Raw genomic sequence first — 18,952 nt, 5'->3', positions numbered from 1 at the left:
TGCTGCCGATTCTGCTCCTGTAGCTCTGACTGCTCCTGCTATCAACGGTTAATTCTGAAGTTTCGCTAAATTAAAAAGCGCTCTCCCGAAAGGGGGGCGCTTTTTGTTTAGATATATTGGAAGATTTAGAAAAATATTCTAAAAGCTTTGATGTTGTTTTTCCTTTGTATGAGGATCAATAACTTGATGATGATATCCAAATCCAAGCAAAATTGATTGCAGCTAGAACACCTTTGAAGCTAGGTCAAATTGAGATTTCAGCCAGATTAATTCCAGATATTCCTCCGAAGCAGCTAGGAGGTTCGCTCATCTTTTTAGCAATAGAAACTTTGAAAGGTAATGGAGATTTGGAAGGTGCGTTCGAATCGGCGAAACAGTTTATACGCCGAGAGTACAATCCTACCGTTATAGAGCAAGCAGCTAGTTTGGCTCACCATTTAAATCGTGTCAAAGAGCTAGAAGATGCAATACGTTAACTTGCAAAACTCCGTATACCAAAAGACGAGAGTTTTTACCAAAACTTAAAAGACTGCGGATTGTCTGAACTAGTACGTGAACGACAAAAGTCATCCTATAAGTATTCATCGGGTCAGAATATTAAATAACCAAAAAATCCTGTAAAAATGTCATCATAGTTAAAGTAAAAACATTCTGGAGACAAGACAACGGTTTACGCACGCCCTTTAGCACGGTTAATTGAACAATTGCAACGCCTACCGGGAGTTGGCCCCAAAAGTGCCCAACGACTGGCTTTGCATATTTTGAAGCGACCAGAAGCAGAAGTAGAAGCTTTGGCACAAGCTTTAATTGAAGCAAAAAAACAGATCGGCTTGTGTTCTGTTTGTTTTCACTTATCTGCTGAACCTGTTTGTGAAATTTGCCGCAATGCCAACCGTGACAATAATACTATCTGTGTTGTTGCAGATCCTCGCGATGTGATTGCGTTGGAAAAAACCCGCGAATACAAAGGTAAATATCACGTTTTGGGTGGTGTGATTTCGCCAATTGATGGAATTGGACCAGATCAGTTGAATATACTGGCTTTGCAGCGTCGGGTGAGTCAGCAAAAACCTCAAGAAGTAATTCTCGCAATTAGTCCGAGTGTAGAAGGGGAGACAACAACACTGTATATCGGTCAGCTACTTAAACCATTTACGAAGGTAACGCGGATTGCCTTTGGTTTACCTGTGGGTGGCGATTTGGAGTATGCAGATGAAGTGACTTTGGCGAGAGCGTTAGAAGGACGGCGGGAATTAGATTAAATTTTAGTCAAAGTCAAATGACTTTCTAGTAGTCTGTCCCATTAATGTTGTTGGGCTGCTATATCCCCGACAACTTTTACAGATGCAGGTGGCGAATAGGGGGTCTTACCCCTTAAGATAAGCCAGTCTGACAATAACAGAGCAATAAGTAGGTAACCTCAAAAAGGTGTGATATCTAACGCACCTTTTTGAGCATGAAAAATCAAGAGCAAGGCACAAGCAAATCAATTGTACTTGGACAGAAAGTTCTGATGAAAAACGGCTTCAAGATTTAAGTACAATGAATATTTAATCTAGCAAATGAACTGATGCGAGTAAGAGCTTTAGTAACATGGTTAGACCAAGCAAAAAAGCGATTAGATAAAATTGCTACATATCATCAGATACAGCACTTACGGCAGCTATGAGGTACATTCTCAAATCTAAAAGCTTTGAAAGGAGAGGGCGAGGATAAAAACTGTATTGCATAATAATAGCCGTAAGCGCTGTATCAACGATGAATCTGAATAAATAAAGAATAACCGCTGACAGTAAAAATAAAAAAGATGGCGGCAGGAAAAATTATTACATCTCTAACAATAAATAAAATCCAATCTTTTCTTAGTTCTTGTTTAAACTTGAGTTCTCGCAGTTTTCGCTCAAGTTCTACGTCATCTTGTGACTGTAAGTTTACATCTGGCAGAATTAATGAATTGTCGTCTTTGTTAGCAATTTTTTTTGATAAATCTGTTACGTCTGTCATACTATTCAGATACCATTGAAGAAGAATTCAGGAGCGGAGCCGGAGACGCTCTGCCTCCGGTCAGAATCAAGACGCTCGGTCGCGTAGTGTGTCGCAGACAAGACTCGCTAACGCTGCGCTGTCCGCCAGTCATACAGAATACCCAACTGAATTCTGACTCCTGAATTCTATTCGATAAATTTCAGTTTCAATGTTTTGGTTATCATTTGCAATCTAGATATGCCTGCCCTTTTACTTTGATTCTACAGCTAGTTCTAGAAGTGTATAGGCGTAGCCTTTAATAGCACCTCAGCTTATCTCCACTAAGATATTGTGCAAGATTGTTTATTTTTTCATTTGGTTAAGACAAGAGACGCGATGAATCGCCGTCTTTACAATAATCAGTCTTTTGTCTTGACGGCAATTTATCGCGTCTTTGCGATCTATAATTTTCATCAAAAAACCTTAACTGAAGCGTATTGACAGTGATTTATCTTTGATCTTAAACAAAAATTAAGGGTGGGCGATGCCCACCCCAAATTATTATCCAATCACCTCAGCAGTCTTCTTCTTATCCAGCTTGAGAATCAACACACCCAAAGGTGGCAAACACAAATCCAGCGAATAAGGATGACTGTGCAAAGACCAATCATCCGTCCATTTACCACCTAAGTTGCCCATATTGCTGCCGCCATACTGACGCGCATCACTATTGAACAACTCCGTATAAAATCCCTTTTGCGGTACACCGATGCGGTAATGAGAATGGGGTTGTGGTGTAAAATTGCAAACGACGATCGCAAAATCATCAGAATCCTTGTCGCGTCGCATGAAGGAAACCACACTATGGCGATTGTCACTACAGTCAATCCATTCAAACCCCGGTTCAGCAAAATCCTGGGTGTACAAAACTGGTTCAGAACGGTAGAGATGGTTCAATTCTTGGAAAAACGTTTTTAACTTTTGGTGGGCTTCATGCTGCAATAAATGCCACTCCAAATCTGCCCAAGCATTCCACTCACTCCACTGCCCAAACTCCATGCTCATAAACATGGTTTTCTTGCCTGGGTGAGCAAACATATAGCTAAATAAACAACGCACATTCGCTAACTTCTGCCATGTATCCCCCGGCATTTTGCCGATGATATTGCTCTTACCATGCACGACTTCATCGTGGGACAGAGCTAGCATGAAGTTCTCGCTGTGGTTGTACCACATACTAAAGGTGATGTTGTTTTGGTGGAACTGGCGGAACCAAGGGTCCATGCTGAAGTAATCCAGCATATCGTGCATCCAGCCCATATCCCACTTTAAGTTAAAACCAAGTCCGCCTGTATAGGTGGGCCAAGATACCATTGGCCAAGAAGTAGATTCTTCCGCAATTGAGAGAATACCGGGGAAATAGCTAAAGATAATGTGATTTACCTGACGCAGAAAATCTGCTGCTTCTAGGTTTTCTCTGCCGCCGTACTGGTTAGGCAACCATTCTCCTGGTTCGCGACAGTAATCGTTATACAGCATCGAGGCAACAGCATCGACACGAATCCCGTCAATGTGGTATTTATCAAACCAGAAGAGGGCATTTGCTGATAAGAAATTACTGACTTCATGGCGACCGTAGTTGAACACCAAAGTACCCCATCCTTTGTGTTCGCCTTTGCGGGGGTCTGCGTGTTCGTATAGGTGGCTACCATCAAAGAAAGCTAAACCATGCCCATCTTTGGGGAAGTGACCGGGAACCCAATCTACAATTATCCCTATATCATTTTGGTGACATTTGTCAACAAAATACATGAAATCTTCGGGGCTGCCAAAACGTGAGGTGGGGGCATAGTACCCAGTTACTTGATAACCCCAAGAACCATCAAAGGGATGCTCCGCAATGGGAAGTATTTCTATATGGGTGTATCCCAATTCTTTGACATAAGGAATGAGTCGCTCGGCTAGTTCTCGGTAGGTAAGGAACCGTGCGCCGGGCTTAAGTTCCGAAACGATAACTACAGGTTCAGTTTCACCATTGGGGAGTTTTGCTGGTTCGGCACTCGAAGCGTGTAACCAAGAACCTAAATGCACTTCATAGACTGAGACGGGCTGGGTGAGAGGCTCAGTGCGACGCCGCTTTTCCATCCAGTCTTCATCACTCCAACTGTAAGAATCTAAATCAGTGACAATGGATGCGGTTTTCGGGCGGGGTTCTTGCTGAAAACCGTAGGGATCGGATTTTTCGTAAATGTGCCCTTCAAAATTTTTGATTTCATATTTGTAATGCTCTCCCACGCCGATTTCAGGAATAAACAATTCCCAAATTCCGGTGGGGCCTTTACGCATCTGGTGTTTACGCCCATCCCAGAGATTAAAGTCTCCCAATAATGAAACGTTGCGAGCGTTAGGTGCCCAAACTGCAAAATAAACGCCTTTAACACCGCCTATTACTGTGGTGTGCGCTCCCAGTTTTTCGTATATGCGGTGATGATTGCCTTCACTAAACAAATGCAAATCAAAGTCTGTCAAGTTGGGAGAACGGAAGGCGTAAGGGTCATAAGTGACACGCTCATGTTCCCCTTCTTTAATCCGTAATTGGTAGTTTGCCAGTTCTGGAGTGTCAATCGTGCATTCAAAAAAGTGGGGATGATGCACCGTTTGCATTGGGTATTCTTTCCGTTGTTCAGGAAGAACAACCCAGGCTGCACTTGCATTTGGTAAGTAGGCCCGCACAGCCCAGACGGTTTTACCGTCTTGTTCTATGGGATGAGAACCTAGTATTTCAAAGGGATCGTTATGCTGATTCCAAACGATGCTGTTAACCTGTTCAGGGGCGATCGTGGTCATGGACATGAAGCTACCTAAGTGAAATAACGTGATTGACTAAATCTACTTTTTTAAACTATCTATATATATTCTTTACATTTATTTGCAATTTTGTCGCCACCGTTATCCTACATCAGAATGGGGGATTGGGGATTGGGGACTGGGTAGACCAAGACTAATGACTAATTTATTAAAAATTTAAAAATGGGAAAAACTGAAATAATGTTTTACGTAAGCGAAGCAAGTAAATCTGTTCTCGAATTTTGGGGTCTAGTTTTGGTGGCGGGACTTCTTGCAGCTGGGCTTGCAATTGGATGTATTCGGCAGCTGTGAGAAATTTTCCATCAATAGGCGATCGCGCTTCTATGATAATCTGTGTCCGTAATATTTCTTCTGGTGTATCCTCTGGTGGCGGTAAGGCGATTACAGATGACCCCCAATCGCTACTTAATATAAGCAAAGTTGCACTAATCACAATTAAGCTCAGTAATTTTATCGCCTTTCTCGCTTTCACTCTCCCCATATTCTAAACTGCGTTCACAACGCAGGATGAAAATCTATTTTTCCCATGCCCCATACCTAAATTTTTGCAATAAAAATCTGGCAATATCAAGTGACATTACCAGGTCTTTTCTGATATAGGAAAGACTACGGGGAATGCTCAAGAGCAATTGCCAGCTAGCGATCGCAATAAATTAGATTATTTGCCCTCTCCAAATTCAGTAGTCTCAGCAATTCAAAATACCAAAAGAGGGAAGTATCTTCCGTACAAAATGGCTGAGATTCACACAACTCAACTCACTTAGAATCGAAAAAAGTTCGATAGGGCGGGAATTTCAGGCGGACACTTGGTTGAGGAAGGAACCCTCTTTACCAGTGCCCTCTAATTCTTGCCCTACTTAGCTGATATTTGAGCCAACATAAAACATGTAGGTTTTTACGCGAACCTAATTAATTTAAGCTATGTAATCAGGAACGCTGTCACTAAGCAGTTCTGGGCGCGATTTAAACTAAAGTTTAAGATGCCTTATTTAGGAGTAGCAGCAGGAGTAGCAGCGGGAGTCGTTGCAGGTGCTACGGGAGTCGTTGCAGGAGTAGAACCAGGAGCAGGTGCATCAGTTGGTTCACCTGTAGCAGCGGGAGTAGCAGTACCAGTACCACCACCACCACCTTCACAGGCTCCGAGAATTGCAGCCAGACTTAACATTAGAGCAAAACCAAAGATTTTTGTTTTCATAACTCCTCTTTCACCAATTGTGGCTAGAACAATTTTTCGCCTGTTGAATACGATACCGTATTTATTGCTTTTTTTTAATTCTGCGAGATTACATACTTAAAAAAAACAATCCTTCGGGGTATTCTTTTTGGGATTACGCATCCTGATGAGTTTCTCTTAAACTCAAGAGCAAAACGAAAATTACCAAATTCTCTAGCAAACCGAGCTATGATAGCAAAAAATTTTATTTTTTTCATAGAGTATTGCACCTTGCTACCCGACGTTGCCATACTTTAGGTGCGATACCTAAAGGTTAAGCTGTCCAATTTTTAATCGCTGATTACAAACATTGGATATCCACGGGATGCAAACACTGGTACAGCTACCTATCAGAAAAGTTAAAAGGGTCTAGCCTGTTATGTGTGCTTGTTGTATGGAAGGTGATTTTAACCTCAGCAAAAACAGACAATTAAGACAATCAATCTCAAGTACAGTATTTTCTATCTAAAAAAATTATGGTAGTTGCTCGTAAATCTAGTGCTTCTGCAAAGGCTAATTGGTTCTGGCGAGATTCTATCCTTTCTTTAGGGAGGCGACGCCCTGCACGCTTGGAGTCAGCAGCACAGAGCGTTTCTCCACCACCAGTATCCTCTCAAAGACAACAGCGTTCCTCGAAAAAGTTAGCGGTTTCTGCCACAAATGAGCCAGTTGTAGCTAAATCAGTGAAAGATTTGGGTAGACGACAAGTTCCAAATCTCAATGAGCAGTTGAATCCGAATCAGAAGAGTAGGGGGCTAGGTTTTGTTGACCTTCCCACAATGCCTAATTCTGGAGCGACACCTTTGTGGTTGCTGCGCTTGTACACCTTTCATCGTTATTCATCAGTTTTAGCGTTTTTGTTAGTAGCATCAACACTCGCTGTGTATGGCTGGACGGTATATTCACAAGAGCTTTGGGGTCAGTCATATCGCAGACTGCAAAACCTCCAACGTCATGAGCGGCTGCTAACTACAACCACCGCGACACTGAAAAATAAAATGGCTAACGAAGCAGAACAACCAACAGCAGGTTTGGTATCGCCAACTCCTGAAGGGATGATTTTCTTGCCCCCAGTATCTCAAAGTCCTAAGCAAGCATCGTCTAACACAACGCCAAATTCTGAAACGCAACCGCAAACACTCTCGCCACTGGGATACTAATCCTAATTCGTCAGAACCCAATGCAGAAGTCACCAAGCAGAACAAAATTCCGAAAGTTTCGGAATCCAGGACTAACAAGGCAACAAAAGGGTTATAAATTAGGGCTTTTAGGAAAATTAGCCTCTAATATCCAAGATCAAACATCCAGCATTAAGTCCCGATTGTTCATCGTCTGGGGCGTATTAATGGCATCAGGGTTGGGCTTGGCTATCAACTTATATAACTTACAAATTGTCAAGGGGCCAAAGTTAACTGAGCAGGCACGGAACCAGCAAATGGTGAATGTGCGACCTTTTATGCCCCGTCGCCCAGTGGTAGACCGCAATAGTAATCTGCTGGCGATTGACCGTCCTGTATATACTTTGTACGCTCATCCCAAGCTGTTTGATAAGTCTAATGAAGAGATGGCAGAGCGACTTGCCCCAATATTGGCAAAAGATACTGCTGAATTGGTGAAAACTTTTGAAAGCAAAAGAAGCGGAATTATACTTGCGCCTGCCTTACCAGAAGAAATTATCGATCGCGTCATCTCTTTGCGCTTAAATGGCCTGGAGTGGACTCAAAAATACTCCCGATATTATCCACCAGACGATTTGGTTTCTGACGTGGTGGGCTACGTGAATGTTGACCGTCGTGGTCAAGCAGGTGTGGAATATTCTCAAGAGAAGTTGTTAGAACGTCCTGTGCAAACGGTGCGGCTTAGTCGGTCGGGGAATGGGGTACTAATGCCGGATCATGCACCTGAAGGTTTTTTGCATTTTGATGATTTGCGACTGCAACTTACGATTGATAGCCGTTTGCAACGAATTGCTCGAATTGCGCTCAAACAACAAATGGAGAAGTTTGACGCCAAACGTGGGGCGGTAATTGTCATGGATGCCTTGGATGGTTCCTTACTCGCCCTCGTTTCTCAGCCCACTTATAATCCTAATGAATACGCTAAAGCTAATATTTCACTATTTAAAAACTGGACGGTGGCGGATCTTTATGAACCGGGATCGACTTTTAAGCCTTTGAATGTAGCGATCGCTCTCGAAAATGGTGTCATCAAACCAGATGATATGTTTAATGACTCTGGTTCTATTCGAGTCGCTAATTACACCATCAAAAATGCCATGAATAATGGTAACGGGCGAATCAGCATCGCTCAGATTTTGCAATATTCCAGCAACATTGGGATGGTGCAAATTATCCAACGCTTAAAACCTTCAATTTACTACAACTGGCTAGAACGCTTGGGGCTAGGACAAAAAGTTGATACAGATTTACCTTTTGAAGTCGGCGGACGGCTCAAAAGTCAAGAAGAATTTATTGCTTCGCCAATTGAACCAGCTACTACTTCCTTTGGGCAAGGCTTTTCTATGACACCATTACAGCTAGTACAAATGCACGGTGCTTTAGCTAATGGCGGTAAGTTGGTTACACCCCATGTAGTTCGCGGGCTGATTGATAGCAAAGGACAGATGCATGATTCACCAAATCACACCACCCCCCGCCAAATTTTCTCAGCCGCAACAGCCCAAAAGGTTTTGGAAATGATGGAAACTGTTGTTACTCAAGGTAGCGGTAAGGCGGCACAAATTCCGGGATATCGTATTGCTGGTAAAACTGGTACAGCCCAAAAAGCTAGTGCCAATGGCGGATATATCAAGGGTGCGAGAATGACCAGCTTCGTGGCTATTTTACCCGTGGAATCTCCTCGATATGTAGTATTTGCATTAGTGGATGAACCAAAAGGAGAAAGTGCTTATGGTTCTACTGTCGCCGCCCCAATTGTCAAGTCAGTAATTGAAGCGCTGATTCCTCTTGAGGAGATTCCGCCTAGTAAGGTAATTGAGCAGCAGAAAGTGCCGTAGGTAGGGAGCAGGGAGTAGGGAGTAGGGGGCAGGGAGTAGGGGGCAGGGAGCACGGGGCAGGGGGAAAATACCTCTCCTCTGCCCCCCGCACCCTGCCCCTCTACCTCTTTTCAATGCCCTTTTTGTCTGAAACTTAATTTTTCTTTATAACCAGGGAAAGAGGTACAGAAAGCTACTGGTGTGGAAACCTAGATATTAGAGGTGAAAGTAATTTCTCACTTTTTCTAAAGCTACCGAAGATTCCATGCAAAGCAATTTAGTTATATTTCCTAACGCTGGAGCTGCGAAAAATAGCACGCAAACTGAAGAAAGAACAATTACCAAATACGAGCGTGCTGAGGAGCAATTTATAGAATTGCTAGCAATGGAGGATTTGGATAAGAAACTGGATGCAAATCCTGTAAAAGCTAGTGAGTTTGAACAGACGCTCTCTATGGCAATTGGCGCTGCTTATGGAAACGATCGCTCTGATGAACAGGCTCACCGTTTTCTCCAACGAATACTTTATCGAATTAATCGGCTAAAGCTGTTTTGGTACGACGATTTACAAAACTATACCAATGAGCGATCGCTTTATCTGTACTCATATCGTGACCAAATCGAAACTGCTTGGCAACAGTGGGAATTAGCCCAACTCGATGTGGCTGCACTGCAACAATTGGATGTAAAACACGCTTTAATTGAGCGTGCTTCTGCTGATTTAAATCCGCCTTTGTCGGAGAGTAGCCGCTACATTCGTGAGGAAATGAGTGAAGTTGGGTATCGTCACTTACTAGCAATCGGCTCCTTTGATGGCTTGGTTGAAGGTAGTCGTCTTTGCTACGTATTGGGTGGTGCTGCTAATGAAGTGCAGTGTACGCTGGTGCGAGTACTAATAGAAGAATACGGCAATGGTCGTTTATCGCGCAAGCATTCGACATTTTTTGCCCAAATGCTGGCTGAATTTGGGATGAACACTGAACCAGAAGGATACTTTGATTTAGTCCCTTGGCAAGTCTTAGCCGCTGCTAATCATAACTTTCTGACTACCGATCGCAAACGCTATTTCTTGCGTTACAGTGGCGCGTTGACATATTTTGAGGTGGCTGGCCCTGCGGCTTATAAAAACTATCTGGCGGCAGCGCAGCGATTGGAACTGTCAGAAGCGGCGATGGGTTATTGGGAACTGCACATCAGGGAAGATGAACGCCACGGACGTTGGATGTTAGATGATGTGGCTTTGTCTTTGGCAGAACGGTATCCGAATGATGCATGGGAACTTTTGCTTGGCTATGACCAGGAGAAACTCATGAGCGATCGCGCCGCTGATGCTGTTGTGCAAGCAATACGCGAAGCATAATTATTGGCTTGACTCGTATAAACAATCCAAAAAACTATAAATAGCAGGTTATTTTTAGCCTTTTAATTTGACATTTCTAAGTCATTTTATTGCTTACTCACCTGCAAATACATTTCTTCAGCAAAGAGTTGCTAAAGGAACAGTTTTTCTTGCCTTGTATGAAGGCAAGAAATAACTTTCTTGCTAATTGTACATTACAGTTAAATTGCAGTTAAATGAAAGATATCTTTTTTTGTCCTGAAGAATCCAATTTCTACTCCAATTGCTTAGAAAGCTTTGTGATCAGAAATTGTCAAAATTCTGAATCTATTGTGGAGTTTGGTTCAGGAGATGGTAGCCCTGTAATTAATTCCTTATTGAGAAACAACTTTGATGGAGTCATCCAGGGATTTGAATTAAATACTTCTGCATGGAAAGTCGCAAATTCAACCATCGATGAATACAATCTCACTAATAAATATATTATCCATAATTCATCTTTGTTTAATGCTTCTCAGCCAGATGCCAAGTATCTTGTAGCCAATCCTCCCTATCTCCCAGCACCAGATAATGATATTTATATGCCACTCTTATTTGGGGGCGTGGATGGAGCCACAATTACTAACGAGCTTTTATCGTTAGGTTATGAAAATGTGTTGGTTTTAATATCTAGCTTTTCTAATCCCATAAATACGTTAAACATAGCCAAAGAAAATGGTTATTATGTTCAAAACTTCATGGTTTTACCTTTGCAGTTTGGCTACTATAGCTCTGATCCCAAGGTAAAGAAGCACATCGAAAAACTCCAAAAAAATCAGATGGCATTTTATTCTGGCGATTATTATTTTTTAGCTGGAGTTTTATTTAAGAAATGCCAGGAGTCTGCAATTGATTTATCTAATCAATTAGCTCAGGTGATGACTAGTTTGTGAAAATTGAGAGTCTCAGATTCCCAACTTGTTGAATGAATCAGTTGGGGATTTTGTTGCTCATTACTACAACTTTGATTTTATCATCCTGAATTTCATGAGGAACCAAGTTTAAATTGAAGTTTCTCCTTCACTGCGAAAGCCGTATCTGGGTAATCACTAAATACGCCATCAACACCTAAATTGAAAAATAGTTCATATTCACCTTGGGGATTTTCAAGGAAATCCAGGGGTAAAAAGTAGTCTTCATTGCGGAAAGTCCAGACATGAACCAGCAAACCTGCCGCATGAGCATCTGTGACTAAAGATGTAGGCGATAGCAATTTACCATTGCTATCTCTCGGAACCAGTAAATTTTTATGAATTCCAATTGCTTTTGCATATTTAGCAATTTCTTCTAAGCCTGATGCTGTAACTAAATCTGCATAAGTGCTTTCACAACCACTAATGACAAAATCATAAGGTTTACCACTGTCATTCAGCAATTGCACCAAAGGTAAATCTGTCTTTGTAGATAATTCTTGTAAATTACTCACTTCAAAAGACTGAATGAAAACAGGTGCGTTAGCTCCCTGATAACCGTTGGTTGTTAAAGTTGCAAGTAGTGGGGCTTCTAGAGCCAATCCAATAGATTGAAAGTAAGTTGGGTGCTTAATTTCTGGGTAAATGCCAATCTCCCGATTAATTTCGCGACTTTTAACCTTGACTAAATCGATGATTTCTTGCAGCGTAGGAATCTCTAAGAGTCCATCATAGGCAGTATTTTGAAAGCGCAGTTGGGGGATTCGCTCTTTAGCTCGTAGTGTTTTCAGTTCTCTTAGGGTAAAGTCTTCAGTAAACCAGCCAGTTTTGGTTTCGCCATCAATTATTTTGGTAGTTTGCAGGTAAGCAAATTCTGGATGGCTTGCAACATCGGTAGTTTCAGAAATCTCATTTTCGTGACGAGCAATTAAAACGCCGTCTTTGGTAGAAACTAAATCAGGTTCAATATAATCAGCGCTCAGTATCGCTAACTCATAAGCAGCTAAAGTATGTTCGGGACGGTAGCCGCTAGCGCCTCGGTGTGCAATGATAATTGGAGATACATCTTGCAAAGTTCTACTCATTACTTTCCCTGCCTCAAAAATTGGCATAAAAGAGAAAGATGGTAGCACATGATGGCAAACATTAAGCTACCACCTGCATAAATGTTTTTCGTTTGAATTTTAACTTATTGTCTAGTAGCCACTGACATCAACCAATCGATATCCTTCACCAACCAGTTTGTCAAAAGTCGCTTGATACTGGGCTGAGGTCAATCCATGTCGCGCTTGCCAAGCTGGACTGTCTGACTTCACCCAAATAGCTGCGTATCGGTTTTGTCCGTTCACACTATAACCACTAACGTGAACTAATCGATATCCTTCACTAACCAGTTTGTCAAAAGTTGCTTGATACTGGGCTGAGGTCAATCCATGTCGCGCTTGCCAAGCTGGGCCGTCTGACTTCACCCAAATAGCTGCGTATCGGTCTTGTCCGTTCACACCATAACCACTGACATCAACCAACCGATATCCTTCACCAACCAGTTTGTCAAAAGTTGCTTGATACTGGGCCGAGGTCAATCCATGTCGCGCCTCCCAAGCTGGGCCGTCTGACTTCTCCCAAATGGCAGCGTATCGGTCTTTTCCGTTGACACTGTAACCACTAACGTGAACTAATCGATATCCTTCACCAACCAGTTTGTCAAAAGTTGCTTGATATTGGGCTGAGGTCAATCCATGTCGTGCTTGCCAAGCTGGGCCGCCAGACTTCACCCAAATAGCCGCGTATCGGTCTTGTCCATTCACACCATAACCACTGACATCAATCAACCGATATCCTTCACCAACCAGTTTGTCAAAAGTTGCTTGATACTGGGCCGAGGTCAACCCATGTCGCGCCTCCCAAGCTGCACCACCAGACTTCACCCAAATAGCGGCATATCGGTCTTGTCCGTTAGCTATTGCTTGTATTGTGCCATGAGGAATTTTCTTTAACTGGATAATATTTTGAGCAAGTACCTTTGTGTTTGTATCGGTATTGCCAACACTATTAGCAAAATTATTGGGAGCGGCAAAAGCGGAACTGACTAAACTTGAAAGTAACACAGCACTAGAGGCTGTAAATGTTAAAGATAAAGAGCGGATGAACATATTAGTAAAATCAATCTGTAATAATGTATTAGGTTTTCGGCTGCACTAACTAAATAGGTTGGTATTTGTTTTTTATGCAATACCAGGGAGCAGTGCCGACAATTATAGATACTCTTGATTTACAGACGATTCCAGAATTCAAGATACTGATATTTTGTTTAAGGGTAGTAAGTATATTATTTTGCTTTAATCTGAATACGTGATACTTGGTATCTTAGAATTACTTATATTAGAAAAAATTATTTTGAGGTTTTCAACAGGGAATGATTTATTGTCAGGAAGCGCTGTACGTAAAATTTTAGGTCTAGCGATGGATGCGACGATTGGTATTAAATTAATTAACCTAGAAAAATAGTAGTGTTTGCTCAAAGTACCTCTGTTAAGGCAAGCTAATTAACCAAACTCAATTTTTATGGGAAGTACCTTGACTCGACGACGGTCAGTCGCGGTTATCTAAACAAAAGCCTGGCTATGCAGGTTTGCTCATTTTTAAATTATATTCGTCTAGATATTTTGTAATAATCCTAATGACACAGATTAAGCCGGAAGTAAAGCGCACAGAAGAATTGCGCCAGTTATTGCAACAAGCTAGCTATGCTTATTACGTCCTAGATGCTCCCATTATGGAGGATGCAGTCTATGACCAGCTATATCGAGAATTACAACAACTGGAAACTCAATATCCAGAGTTGACAGCACCCGATAGTCCGACTCAGCGCGTGGGTGAGAGACCAGCAACGCAGTTTACTTCGGTGCGGCATAATATCCCCTTGTACAGTCTGGAGAATGCCTTCAATATTGATGAATTGCAAGCCTGGGATCAGCGTTGGCGGCGACAAATACCGAAAATAGATTCAGTGGAATATGTTACTGAACTGAAAATTGATGGTTCTGCTTTGGCTCTTACCTACCAAGATGGCATTCTAGTTAGAGGGACAACTAGAGGTGATGGGGTGACGGGTGAAGATATCACCCAAAATGTGCGGACAATTCGCTCAATTCCCTTACGTTTGAATTTTGAAGGGTTAGAAATTCTCGAAAGGGTGGAAGTGCGAGGCGAGGCGTTTTTGCCGTTGGAAGTGTTTAAACAAATCAACGAGGAAAGGCAAAAAGCCAGCGAGCAATTATTTGCTAATCCCCGTAATGCCGCAGCTGGTACACTCAGACAACTAGACTCGCGCATTGTGGCTAAACGGCGGTTAGATTTCTTTGGCTACACCTTGCATATTCCTGGTAGAGATGACACCAGTATTGCCAATACCCAATGGGAAGCGTTGGAGTTGTTGGAAAAGATGGGTTTTCGAGTCAACCCTAACCACAAACTCTGTGCTTCGATCGCAGAAGTGGCAAAATATTATGAATACTGGGATACGGAACGGCTGAATTTACCCTACATGACTGATGGGGTAGTAGTGAAGCTAAGTTCTTTTAAACTTCAGGAACAGCTGGGGTTTACCCAGAAATTCCCCCGTTGGGCAGTAGCCTTAAAGTACCCAGCCGAAGAAGCGCCTACCCGTGTGGAAAATATTGCTGTAAATGTTGGGAGAACGGGGGCTTTAACACCGTTAGCCGAGATGCGCCCGGTGCAATTGGCGGGGACAACTGTTTCGCGTGCAACTTTACATAATAGCGATCGCATTGTTCAATTAGATATTCGCATTGGCGATACTGTCATTGTCCGCAAAGCTGGGGAAATCATTCCAGAAGTACTGAGGGTAATCAAAGAACTCCGTCCGGCTGATACTGAACCCTTCGTGATGCCCACCCATTGCCCAGTCTGTGGTCAACCTGTGGTGCGAGAATCAGGTGAGGCGGTGACTCGGTGCGTCAATGCTTCCTGTGCGGCGATTCTTAAAGGTTCCATTGAACATTGGGTAAGTCGTGATGCCTTAGATATTAAAGGTTTAGGCGAAAAGTTGGTATATCAACTTGTTGATAAAGGTTTGGTACATTCCGTTGCCGATTTATATGAGTTGACAGCAGAGAAATTATCTGCATTAGAAAGAATGGGGAAAAAGTCGGCAGAGAAGTTAGTGGATGCGATCGCTCAATCAAAAAATCAACCTTGGTCAAGGGTATTATATGGTTTAGGCATCCGTCACGTTGGCAGCGTCAATGCCCAATTGTTGACTCAGAAATATTTCACTGTAGACCAGTTAGCCACAGCAAAGCAATCAGATATTGAAGGCATTTACGGTATTGGTGCTGAAATTGCCCAATCGGTGTATCAGTGGTTTCGAATTGATGCCAACCAAAAATTGATAGAACGCTTGCAAGCAGAAGGATTGCAATTAACTGCTACCGAGGAGACAAAAACAGTTGGCGATGGTAATCAAAAGTTCGCAGGTAAAACTTTTGTAATTACGGGTACATTGCCAACCCTAAAGCGTGATGAAGCAAAGGCTTTGATTCAAAAAGCTGGCGGGAAAGTGACTGATTCAGTGAGTAAAAAAACAGATTATTTAGTTTTAGGAGAAGATGCCGGTTCTAAGTTAGAAAAAGCGGTTTCTCTGGGAATTACGCAGTTAACCGAGGCGCAATTGTTAGAGATGATTGAAGACTGAATTAGGGATTGGTGACTAGTACCGCAAGGCGGAATTAAAAATTAAAAATGAATACAGCGTAAGCGTTTCATTGGTTTGGAATGGGTGGTTTATTTACGCCGTGCTGTACTAGGTATTGGGGATTGGGAAGGATAAATATGTGGATCTGTGCGAATGTGTCTACATGAATTAGTCTTACTCGAACTGGGGCAAATTATTTGGATCAATACCCTGAGATTGCAAATAAGCAATTAGTCTTTCTTTTTGCTGACGTTCTTGTTCAGCGCGTTGACTTTCTTTTTCAGCACGTTGACGTTCTTGTTCAATCTGTTCCACAGCCCACGGTAACAAATTCCCAGCTTGATCCCACCAGCGCAACCAATAACCAGTGCGCCCTTCTTTTGTTCCTTGCCAAGTTCCCAAAAATAATCCCATTGCGTCAATCCAATGACGACCATTTTCATCGGGTAGCTTTAACTCGTAACGTTGATTTTCTAGTTGATAATATTCTAATAAACCGCCATTAGGTTCAAAAATCACGTAAATGGGAATCTGCAAAATCTGTTCGTAGAAAAACCATTTTCCTGGTGGATAAGATCGCTTTACCGAATATTCTCCACCTTCAGTATCGGATAAAAATTCGATGGCGATCGCGGGGATATTTCCTTCTAAATTGGGTGTATAACTTTTGCGATTACCGACAATTTCATTAACCAACGGCACATAAACCCAGTCAGGTGCTTTGGCGATAAATTGCCCGTTGACTGTTGCACAAAGACCAAAGTTGGAAGCGATCAACATCTGGGGTTGAATGAATCCACTGATTTCTAGACTTTCACGCAAAGCACCAGCCAAAAGCGGCTGACCTGTATTCTCCACTGGTTCATCCTCTAGTTGAAAATCCTTGGGTAAGGCTTCCCAAGTGATGACCAGTTCTGTTGGTGATTTGGCTTGGCTGAGTTGGGTTGCCATAAACACAGCATGAATTTATTTACGATCTTATCGCTTCTAGGATGCCTATGGAGGCATTGAGGACTGGTATTACACAAACCAGTACTTCACTCAGCTAATAGGTAAGGTAAACCAGAATGTTGCCCCTGCATTCAATGCACTGTTGACACCAATTTCACCGCCGTGGGCATGAATGATTTGCTTACATAGATACAACCCTAATCCCAAACCTACAGAATTGCCGATACTTGCACCCCGAAAGTAAAGGTCAAAAAGCCGATCGCTTTGTTGTTTACTAATTCCTACGCCGTTATCACTGACAGTACAGTAAATCATGTCATCTTTACGGGTAGCATTGATTGTCAAAAGCAATCCAGGGGGATTATGTTTCAACGCATTGACAATTAAGTTAGAAAAAACTCGCCATAGTTGCGTAGGATCGGCATTCACCAAAGGCAAATCTGCGGATACCAGATTTGTCAGTTTGGCTTGATTTTGTGCTAGTAATGGCTCTAAATCAGCGATCGCAGCTTTGATAGCTGTCAGTAATTGTACTGATTCATGTTGCAAAACAACACCCTGCACCTCGCTAACATGAGTTTCCATCAACGAATTAATTAAGTTCAGTTGGCGATCGCTACTTTGAATCATCCGCTCTAAAATTGAGCGTGAAACGGGGATTGGGGATTGGGAAGAGGCAGAGGGGCGGAGTGCGGGGGGCAGAGGAGAGGTATTTTCCCCCTGCTCCCTGCCCCCTGCTCCCTGCTCCCTGCTCTCCACTCCCTGATTTAACAAATTCTTCAATACCATTAAAGTACCCAGCACTGGGTTGCGTAAGTCGTGGGAAACGGCATGGAAAAATACTCTTAGTTCTTCTTCAGTTTGCTTACGCTGCGTAATGTCTTCAATCAAACCTTCGTAGTAAAGCAGTTTTCCCTGTTCGTCACGCACTACGTAGGCTTTTTCTGAAATCCAGACAATACTCCCGTCTTGGCGATAAATTTGGGACTCAAATTCCGAAACACTGCCATACTTTTCCATCAAGCGCACAAATTCTGCCCGGCGGTTCGGATCGACGTACAATTGCTCAATATCAGTGAAATTTGCTGTCACTTCCTCCGGTAAGGAATAGCCATAAATTCTTGCTAAAGCAGGATTTGCTGTAATGTAACGTCCATTGGGAGTGCTTTGAAAAATGCCTTCAACGGCGTTTTCAAAAATGCTGCGATATTTAGCTTCTGCAATCTTGAGTTTCTGATAGGCAGATTCTAATTCTTGACGGGCGTAAAACTCAGAACATTGCAGGCGATCGTACAGATAAACACCCATGTCACATATAGTACAAAACCAAAAAATGTATAAAATGAACGTGACATTATATATTTCTGGATGTTCGGGCATTGGTGTTTTTAGCCCAAGTGCCGTATTCACACCAAAATAGTAAACCAGCACACTCAGTTGAGTTAGCAAGTGAAGAATCCAGGAGATGGGCATCAACACAGCTTGGCTCAAAAACAGCAGCGACCAACCGATGGTATCGGGTAGCGCAAAACCTCTAAGAGTTGCAAATAATTGCGATGCTAAACTAATTGACCAAGAAGACCCCAAAAATAATAAATCTGGATGACGACGACCTAACTTAGTTTTATGTAAAGCCAAGCAGATCAATATACTCAGCAGCATTGCAATATTGATTACAAGGCGTTGAGTTGTAAGTACTTCTGGTAGCTGTTGCAACTCCGCAATCGGAAAAAATAAGCTGTAAATATCTCGCAAAGTAAAAGAAAACAGACAAATCAGCGCCAGCCATAACCATAAACGTAATCTCTGCCACAAGAAACGGTTACGCCAAGCTTTGTAAAGAGTAGTGATTTGATCTGTTGTTGGTGCAGAAAAGGTTTTTCTCCACCAGCTTTGCACTGTTCTAAATGGAGTAGCCATTAGCATCCGAGCAACTTTGCCCATACCTTGAGGG

General features: G+C 42.5%; 15 protein-coding genes. 7 read left to right on the top strand and 8 right to left on the bottom strand.

Annotated features, from left to right (window positions below):
- Positions 1 to 212: 212 nt before the first annotated feature.
- Together V7L31_RS06060 and recR are read left to right on the top strand one after the other, a co-directional pair.
- Positions 213 to 476, top strand: coding sequence for a hypothetical protein (locus tag V7L31_RS06060; RefSeq protein WP_334695413.1), 264 nt, complete (start codon positions 213 to 215; stop codon positions 474 to 476).
- Positions 477 to 704: 228 nt separating this feature from the next.
- Positions 705 to 1,262: a recombination mediator RecR gene (gene recR, locus V7L31_RS06055; protein ID WP_414518217.1), complete on the top strand. Its 558-nt coding sequence runs from the start codon at positions 705 to 707 to the stop codon at positions 1,260 to 1,262.
- Positions 1,263 to 1,752: 490 nt separating this feature from the next.
- Here recR and V7L31_RS06050 read toward each other — a convergent pair whose 3' ends face one another.
- The 4 genes from V7L31_RS06050 to V7L31_RS06035 all read right to left on the bottom strand — a co-directional run bounded on the left by V7L31_RS06050 (position 1,753) and on the right by V7L31_RS06035 (position 6,028).
- Complete coding sequence (locus V7L31_RS06050; protein WP_334695412.1) at positions 1,753 to 2,004, bottom strand: hypothetical protein; 252 nt, start codon at positions 2,002 to 2,004, stop codon at positions 1,753 to 1,755.
- A 522-nt stretch (positions 2,005 to 2,526) separates the two neighbouring features.
- Positions 2,527 to 4,818 carry a 1,4-alpha-glucan branching enzyme gene (glgB, locus tag V7L31_RS06045; protein WP_334695411.1) on the bottom strand — a complete coding sequence of 764 codons (2,292 nt, stop codon included), beginning with the start codon at positions 4,816 to 4,818 and terminating at the stop codon, positions 2,527 to 2,529.
- 163 nt (positions 4,819 to 4,981) lie between these two features.
- Positions 4,982 to 5,314 carry a hypothetical protein gene (locus tag V7L31_RS06040; RefSeq protein WP_334695410.1) on the bottom strand — a complete coding sequence of 111 codons (333 nt, stop codon included), beginning with the start codon at positions 5,312 to 5,314 and terminating at the stop codon, positions 4,982 to 4,984.
- A 504-nt stretch (positions 5,315 to 5,818) separates the two neighbouring features.
- Positions 5,819 to 6,028, bottom strand: a complete 210-nt coding sequence (locus V7L31_RS06035) for a hypothetical protein (RefSeq protein ID WP_334695409.1) — start codon at positions 6,026 to 6,028, stop codon at positions 5,819 to 5,821.
- A gap of 494 nt (positions 6,029 to 6,522) precedes the next feature.
- Here V7L31_RS06035 and V7L31_RS06030 point away from each other — a divergent pair, with 494 nt between their 5' ends.
- The 4 genes from V7L31_RS06030 to V7L31_RS06015 all read left to right on the top strand — a co-directional run bounded on the left by V7L31_RS06030 (position 6,523) and on the right by V7L31_RS06015 (position 11,312).
- The gene (locus tag V7L31_RS06030; protein ID WP_334695408.1) at positions 6,523 to 7,206 is read left to right on the top strand and encodes a hypothetical protein; all 684 of its coding nucleotides are present in this window, start codon (positions 6,523 to 6,525) and stop codon (positions 7,204 to 7,206) included.
- Between the two features lie 20 nt (positions 7,207 to 7,226).
- A complete protein-coding gene (locus V7L31_RS06025) occupies positions 7,227 to 9,062 on the top strand; it encodes a peptidoglycan D,D-transpeptidase FtsI family protein (RefSeq protein WP_334695407.1) in 1,836 nt (611 codons plus the stop codon).
- A gap of 244 nt (positions 9,063 to 9,306) precedes the next feature.
- Entirely contained in the window at positions 9,307 to 10,401 is a 1,095-nt protein-coding gene (locus V7L31_RS06020; protein WP_334695406.1) for an iron-containing redox enzyme family protein, read from the top strand.
- 215 nt (positions 10,402 to 10,616) lie between these two features.
- On the top strand, positions 10,617 to 11,312 hold the full coding sequence (locus V7L31_RS06015) for an SAM-dependent methyltransferase (RefSeq protein ID WP_334695405.1): 696 nt from the start codon (positions 10,617 to 10,619) through the stop codon (positions 11,310 to 11,312).
- Between the two features lie 92 nt (positions 11,313 to 11,404).
- Here V7L31_RS06015 and V7L31_RS06010 read toward each other — a convergent pair whose 3' ends face one another.
- Positions 11,405 to 12,415, bottom strand: coding sequence for a glycerophosphodiester phosphodiesterase (locus V7L31_RS06010; RefSeq protein WP_334695404.1), 1,011 nt, complete (start codon positions 12,413 to 12,415; stop codon positions 11,405 to 11,407).
- Positions 12,416 to 12,526: 111 nt separating this feature from the next.
- The gene (locus V7L31_RS06005) at positions 12,527 to 13,483 is read right to left on the bottom strand and encodes a hypothetical protein (RefSeq protein ID WP_334695403.1); all 957 of its coding nucleotides are present in this window, start codon (positions 13,481 to 13,483) and stop codon (positions 12,527 to 12,529) included.
- Between the two features lie 527 nt (positions 13,484 to 14,010).
- Between V7L31_RS06005 and ligA the strand changes: the two genes are divergently transcribed.
- Positions 14,011 to 16,047, top strand: coding sequence for an NAD-dependent DNA ligase LigA (gene ligA / locus V7L31_RS06000; RefSeq protein WP_334695402.1), 2,037 nt, complete (start codon positions 14,011 to 14,013; stop codon positions 16,045 to 16,047).
- A 174-nt stretch (positions 16,048 to 16,221) separates the two neighbouring features.
- Here the strand turns inward: ligA and V7L31_RS05995 are convergent, their stop codons facing one another.
- On the bottom strand, positions 16,222 to 16,998 hold the full coding sequence (locus V7L31_RS05995; protein WP_334695401.1) for a Uma2 family endonuclease: 777 nt from the start codon (positions 16,996 to 16,998) through the stop codon (positions 16,222 to 16,224).
- A gap of 90 nt (positions 16,999 to 17,088) precedes the next feature.
- Entirely contained in the window at positions 17,089 to 18,942 is a 1,854-nt protein-coding gene (locus V7L31_RS05990; protein ID WP_334695400.1) for a PAS domain-containing sensor histidine kinase, read from the bottom strand.
- Between the last annotated feature and the right edge of the window lie 10 nt (positions 18,943 to 18,952).

Origin of the sequence: Nostoc sp., from assembly GCF_036916655.1 — a bacterium.
In the GTDB taxonomy this organism is placed as follows: domain Bacteria; phylum Cyanobacteriota; class Cyanobacteriia; order Cyanobacteriales; family Nostocaceae; genus Nostoc.
Note: the sequence above shows the minus strand (reverse complement) of the source record. Positions and strands in the feature narration are given on the sequence as shown.

Excerpts from the sequence above, each read along its gene's own strand:
- V7L31_RS06030 (WP_334695408.1), top strand. The coding sequence starts at position 6,523 with ATGGTAGTTGCTCGTAAATCTAGTGCTTCTGCAAAGGCTAATTGGTTC.
- V7L31_RS06015 (WP_334695405.1), top strand. The coding sequence starts at position 10,617 with ATGAAAGATATCTTTTTTTGTCCTGAAGAATCCAATTTCTACTCCAAT.
- V7L31_RS05995 (WP_334695401.1), bottom strand. The coding sequence starts at position 16,998 with ATGGCAACCCAACTCAGCCAAGCCAAATCACCAACAGAACTGGTCATC.
- glgB (WP_334695411.1), bottom strand. The coding sequence starts at position 4,818 with ATGTCCATGACCACGATCGCCCCTGAACAGGTTAACAGCATCGTTTGG.
- V7L31_RS06020 (WP_334695406.1), top strand. The coding sequence starts at position 9,307 with ATGCAAAGCAATTTAGTTATATTTCCTAACGCTGGAGCTGCGAAAAAT.
- V7L31_RS06040 (WP_334695410.1), bottom strand. The coding sequence starts at position 5,314 with ATGGGGAGAGTGAAAGCGAGAAAGGCGATAAAATTACTGAGCTTAATT.
- V7L31_RS06050 (WP_334695412.1), bottom strand. The coding sequence starts at position 2,004 with ATGACAGACGTAACAGATTTATCAAAAAAAATTGCTAACAAAGACGAC.
- V7L31_RS06035 (WP_334695409.1), bottom strand. The coding sequence starts at position 6,028 with ATGAAAACAAAAATCTTTGGTTTTGCTCTAATGTTAAGTCTGGCTGCA.
- V7L31_RS06025 (WP_334695407.1), top strand. The coding sequence starts at position 7,227 with ATGCAGAAGTCACCAAGCAGAACAAAATTCCGAAAGTTTCGGAATCCA.
- ligA (WP_334695402.1), top strand. The coding sequence starts at position 14,011 with ATGACACAGATTAAGCCGGAAGTAAAGCGCACAGAAGAATTGCGCCAG.
- V7L31_RS05990 (WP_334695400.1), bottom strand. The coding sequence starts at position 18,942 with ATGGGCAAAGTTGCTCGGATGCTAATGGCTACTCCATTTAGAACAGTG.
- V7L31_RS06010 (WP_334695404.1), bottom strand. The coding sequence starts at position 12,415 with ATGAGTAGAACTTTGCAAGATGTATCTCCAATTATCATTGCACACCGA.
- V7L31_RS06005 (WP_334695403.1), bottom strand. The coding sequence starts at position 13,483 with ATGTTCATCCGCTCTTTATCTTTAACATTTACAGCCTCTAGTGCTGTG.